Below are 4,808 nucleotides of genomic sequence, written 5' to 3' on the forward strand. Positions count from 1 at the left end.
TTGCATAATTCCACCATTTCGTGCACTAATCTATCTCCTATTCTCTGACCTCTATAATCGCTGTGAACTGCTACGTTTGTTATATGCCCCTCATCTACTATAAGCCAAATCCCAACATATCCGACAATTTTACCATTTAAATCTGCTACAAGATATCTAGCTAAATTGTTTTTTAGTTCGTCCATTAGAGATTTTTTAGACCAAGGATCGGCAAAACAGTCGACCTCTACCTTGTGAACCTCATCGATATCTGTCTTTCTCATAGGTCTTATGATTAAATTGTTCGCATTTAAATCTGTCGCCATACTTAAAATATAATGTATATCTGGGTTGTTTCCTATGTCCATGTTTTCCATTTTATTTGTCATTTTGTAGCCTCTTTTGTTTTTCTTCGTATTGTTCTTCAGCTTGTGATTTTCTTATGTATAGAGGGTTTATATTGTAGCAATTGTAGATGTCATTTCCTTCATCAAACTTAGCCTTTGCAACTGAGCACAGACTACTTGCCTTAGTTACATTGTTTGATGCTGCAGGAATTTCTATGTTCGCAATTTCTTTGATTTTATCTTCGTATTTATAAACTGCTTCACCTACTAATATCCACTCTTCACCACTTTGCGCCAATTCTTCAAGTAGGTCATCTATTGGTTCGATTCCTATTTCTTTAATTTCTGTTAACTTTGTACCAACGTATTTATATCTTCCTGTGTAAACTTGGTTTCTTTGCGCATCTAGTATTGAGCAAATTTTCTTGTCGCAAAGGTTCATGTTTCCAGCAAGTATTTCAAGCGAATTAACGCCAAGTACTGGTATGTCGTTCACATGAGCAATCGCCTTAGCAGTCGCCATACCTATTCTAAGCCCAGTAAATGATCCCGGCCCCTCGCAAATCGCGACTGCATCCATCTCTCTTATGCTCAAATCACTTAAACTCAGCATATTTTCTATCATAGGCATAAGCTTTTGTGAATGAGTTTTTTTAGTGTTGATTGTATATTCACAAATTAATTTATTGTCCTCTATAACAGCCACACTCGCAGCCATAGAAGATGTATCTATTCCCAAAATCTTCATTATTTAGTCAACTCCTCAACTATTTTTTCGTATTCTTCTCCATAAGGGATTAAAGTCATTTCCCTTCCCATATCCTTGTACTTCAATTCTATTTTTAAATATTCATCTGGTAGTATGTCCTCAATTATGTTCGCCCATTCAATTATGCATATACCTTCTCCGTTTATGTATTCCTCGAATCCTATGTCGTACATCTCATCGCTGCATCCGATTCTATATACGTCGAAGTGGTATAGCGGTATCTTGCCTTCGTATTCGTTTACTATTGTGAACGTTGGACTCGTGATGTAGTCGTCTACCTCTAGTGCTTCTGCAAGGCTTTGAGTCATGGTAGTCTTGCCTGCTCCTAGGTCTCCAATTAGGCATATTATGTTACCTGGCTTTAGAAGTTTGCCTAGCTTGAAGCCTATATCTCTCGTGTCTTTTTCTTCGTTTAAATATATTTTCTTTATCATTATTTTCATCTCCGTATCTAATTTCATAGTTAAATATGAATCAGATATTATTATATTATAGTTTGTTAGAAATTTATAGGCTTACTGATAAAATTTAAGATTTAATTTTTGAATTTACATTTGTTATGATTGTACAAAATATAATGCATAAAATTTAATATATAACCATTTACTACCAACCAATAAGATATTGATATTTATTTGATATTACTGTATATTTCATATTAGAAGATTTACTCATAGAGCATGAGTAACTAAAAATAAAGAAAGCTCAAAGAGAAGATTTATTCATAGAACGTGAATAACTAAAAATAAAAAAAGTTCAAAGAGAAGAAAAAAAATAAGAGAAGGGCTTTGTCCCTCTCTTATTTCATTTAATACATATTATTCATTTTCCGGTCTTGGTAGTTATTTTTTTATTAGCTTACAAATTCTTCGTCGTCCTCTTCATTTTCCCCGATTAACTCTGCGTACTCAGCTTCCCCATAATAAGCTTTTAAGTACATTTCTCTTATTTCATCAAATAAAGGATATCTAGGATTAGCGCCTGTGCATTGATCGTCAAATGCAGCCTCAACCATTTCATCTAAAGTTGCTAAGAATTCCCTTTCATCTATACCCATTTCTTTTACTGTTTCAGGTATTCCTACAGCTTTCTTTAGATCTCTTATCTTTTGTTGTAGCGCTTCGAATTTTTCTTCGTCAGTTTTACCTTTGCATCCCACAAATTCAGCAAGCTCAGCATATCTAGCTATCATGTTTGGATATTCGTATTGTGGGAATGTACCCATTTTTCTTGGAGCTGTACTAGCATTAAATTCTAGCACTAGGTTTATTAATAATGCATTAGCCACACCGTGTGGTATGTGGTGATAAGCACCTAATTTATGTGCTAATGAGTGGCAAACTCCTAAGAAAGCATTAGCAAATGCCATACCTGCCATTGTTGAAGCATGAGCCATTTTTTCTCTAGCCTTAGGATCATTTGCTCCATTTTCATAAGCTCTTGGTAAATATTCAAATATTGATTTTGCAGCTTGCATAGCTAGTCCATCAGTAAATTCTGTTTGTAGCATTGCAGCATATGCCTCTAAGCTGTGAGTTAAAGCATCTATACCAGAAGCAGCAGTCAATCCCTTAGGTTGATTCATCATCATGTCTGCATCTACTATAGCCATAGTTGGCATTAGTTCGTAGTCTGCAAGTGGGTATTTTTGTCCAGTTTCATCATCTGTAATAACTGCGAATGGAGTAACCTCAGATCCTGTACCTGAAGAAGTAGGTATAGCTACGAATTTAGCCTTGTTGCCCATTTTAGGGAATTGGTAAACTCTCTTTCTTATATCCATGAATCTCATCGCTAAATCTAGGAAGTCGCATTCTGGATGTTCGTACATTACCCACATGATTTTAGCTGCATCCATAGGTGATCCTCCACCTACTGCTATTATTACATCTGGTTCAAATGCTCTTAATTGTTCTACTCCTTTTTGAGCTGTTTTTAATGTTGGGTCAGGTGCAACCTCTGAGAAAGTAGCATGTTGAATTCCCATAGCGTCTAATTGATCAGTTACTGCTTTTGTATATCCGTTTTCGTATAAGAATGAGTCAGTTACTATGAACGCCTTTTTGAAGTCGTAGTATTCTGGTCCTAGTTCCTTTATTGCAACACCTAAGCAACCTTTTTTGATATAAGTTTTAACAGGAGTTCTAAACCAAAGCATGTTTTCCCTTCTTTCTGCAACTGTTTTTACGTTTAATAATTGGAATGGTCCAACTTGACCTGAGAATGAGTTATTTCCCCAAGATCCACAGCCTAATGTTAGTGAAGGCTCTAGCTTGAAGTTGTAAACATCTCCTATTCCACCGAATGCAGATGGAGTGTTAACTAGTATACGACAAGCCTTCATTTTGTTTTGGAATTTATCTAATTTTTCTTTGTTGTTAACTACATCTATGTATATTCCAGCAGTATGTCCTATTCCGCCACCTTGTACTAATTGGTCAGCTTTTTGTACTGCATCATCGAAATCTTTTGATTTGTACATTGATAGTACTGGGAATAATTTTTCGTGAGATAATGGTTCACTTATATCAGTAGATGTAGCTTCACCTATTATTAATTTAGTGTTAGCTGGCACTTCGAATCCCGCTTCTCTAGCTACTTCCACAGCTGGTCTACCAACTAACTTAGCGTTCATTGTTCCATTTGCTCCAAGAATTACTTTTTTAAGCTTAGTTAATTCATTACCTTTAGCTATGTATGCGTTTCTTGCAACAAATTCTTTTTGAACTTCATTATATATAGAAGCATCTACTATGACAGATTGTTCAGATGCACATATTGTTCCATTGTCAAAAGTTTTAGAATGTATTACAGATGATACTGCCACTTTTATATCACAAGATTTATCGAAAACTATTGGAACGTTACCAGATCCAACACCTAGTGCAGGCTTTCCTGAAGAATAAGCAGCCTTAACCATTCCTGGACCACCAGTTGCTAATATTGTATCTGCTTCTTTCATTATTTCTGCTGATAATTCTATAGATGGCTCGTCTATCCATCCGATTATGTTTTCAGGAGCACCAGCTTTAACTGCTGCATCTAGGCAAAGCTTAACTGCTGCTATTGTAGATTTTTTCGCTCTTGGATGAGGAGAAAAAACTATAGCATTTCTAGTTTTTAAAGCTATTAAGCATTTAAATATCGCAGTTGAAGTTGGGTTTGTAGTAGGAATTATCCCAGCTAACACACCTAGAGGCTCAGCTATTTTAGTTATACCAAAAGCTTCGTCCTTTTCTATAACACCGCAAGTTTTTGCATCCTTGTATTTATTGTATATGTATTCTGAAGCAAAATGATTTTTTATTACTTTGTCTTCTGCAACTCCTATACCAGTTTCTTCTGCAGCCATTTTTGCAAGAGGTATTCTGGCTTGGTTTGCTGCCATTGCTACTTGGAAGAATATCTCGTCAACTTGCTCTTGAGTATATGTAGCGTATTCTTGTTGAGCCGCTCTTACTTCAGCCATTTTCTTTTGTAATGTGTTGATGTCTTTTACTATCATGTTTATACTTCTCCTTCTATAAAAATTTTTATCGTTTCCTACATTGTTAAAAAAATAACACTTGCTTTATGTTGTTAATTATATAACAATATTTATGCCTTTGCAAGTACTTTTTTTCAAAAAAAATAGAAATTTTTTCAGATCTCATTTTTATCCAAATTATACCATTTTCGTTCTAAAATTAGTATTTTACTATATATTACACAAA

General features: G+C 34.9%; 4 protein-coding genes. All 4 read right to left on the reverse strand.

Going from position 1 to position 4,808, the window contains the following annotated elements:
* The coding region (locus SPD90_RS05230) for a GNAT family N-acetyltransferase (RefSeq protein WP_320924527.1) at positions 1-368 on the reverse strand (368 nt) is incomplete at its 3' end.
* Positions 358-1,074 carry a tRNA (adenosine(37)-N6)-threonylcarbamoyltransferase complex dimerization subunit type 1 TsaB gene (tsaB, locus tag SPD90_RS05235; protein WP_320624221.1) on the reverse strand — a complete coding sequence of 239 codons (717 nt, stop codon included), beginning with the start codon at positions 1,072-1,074 and terminating at the stop codon, positions 358-360. The genes SPD90_RS05230 and tsaB, both read right to left, overlap by 11 nt.
* Positions 1,074-1,526 (reverse strand): tRNA (adenosine(37)-N6)-threonylcarbamoyltransferase complex ATPase subunit type 1 TsaE, encoded by a 453-nt coding sequence (gene tsaE, locus SPD90_RS05240; RefSeq protein ID WP_320624227.1) that lies wholly within the window; start codon positions 1,524-1,526, stop codon positions 1,074-1,076. The genes tsaB and tsaE overlap by 1 nt, the downstream gene beginning before the upstream one ends.
* A 422-nt stretch (positions 1,527-1,948) precedes the next feature.
* Positions 1,949-4,600 carry a bifunctional acetaldehyde-CoA/alcohol dehydrogenase gene (adhE, locus tag SPD90_RS05245; protein WP_320624222.1) on the reverse strand — a complete coding sequence of 884 codons (2,652 nt, stop codon included), beginning with the start codon at positions 4,598-4,600 and terminating at the stop codon, positions 1,949-1,951.
* Between the last annotated feature and the right edge of the window lie 208 nt (positions 4,601-4,808).

Source organism: Intestinibacter sp. (genome assembly GCF_034113885.1).
Taxonomy (GTDB): Bacteria; Bacillota; Clostridia; order Peptostreptococcales; family Peptostreptococcaceae; genus Intestinibacter.

Coding starts and splice junctions, on each gene's coding strand:
- tsaB (WP_320624221.1), bottom strand. CDS start 1,074: ATGAAGATTTTGGGAATAGATACATCTTCTATGGCTGCGAGTGTGGCT.
- adhE (WP_320624222.1), bottom strand. CDS start 4,600: ATGATAGTAAAAGACATCAACACATTACAAAAGAAAATGGCTGAAGTA.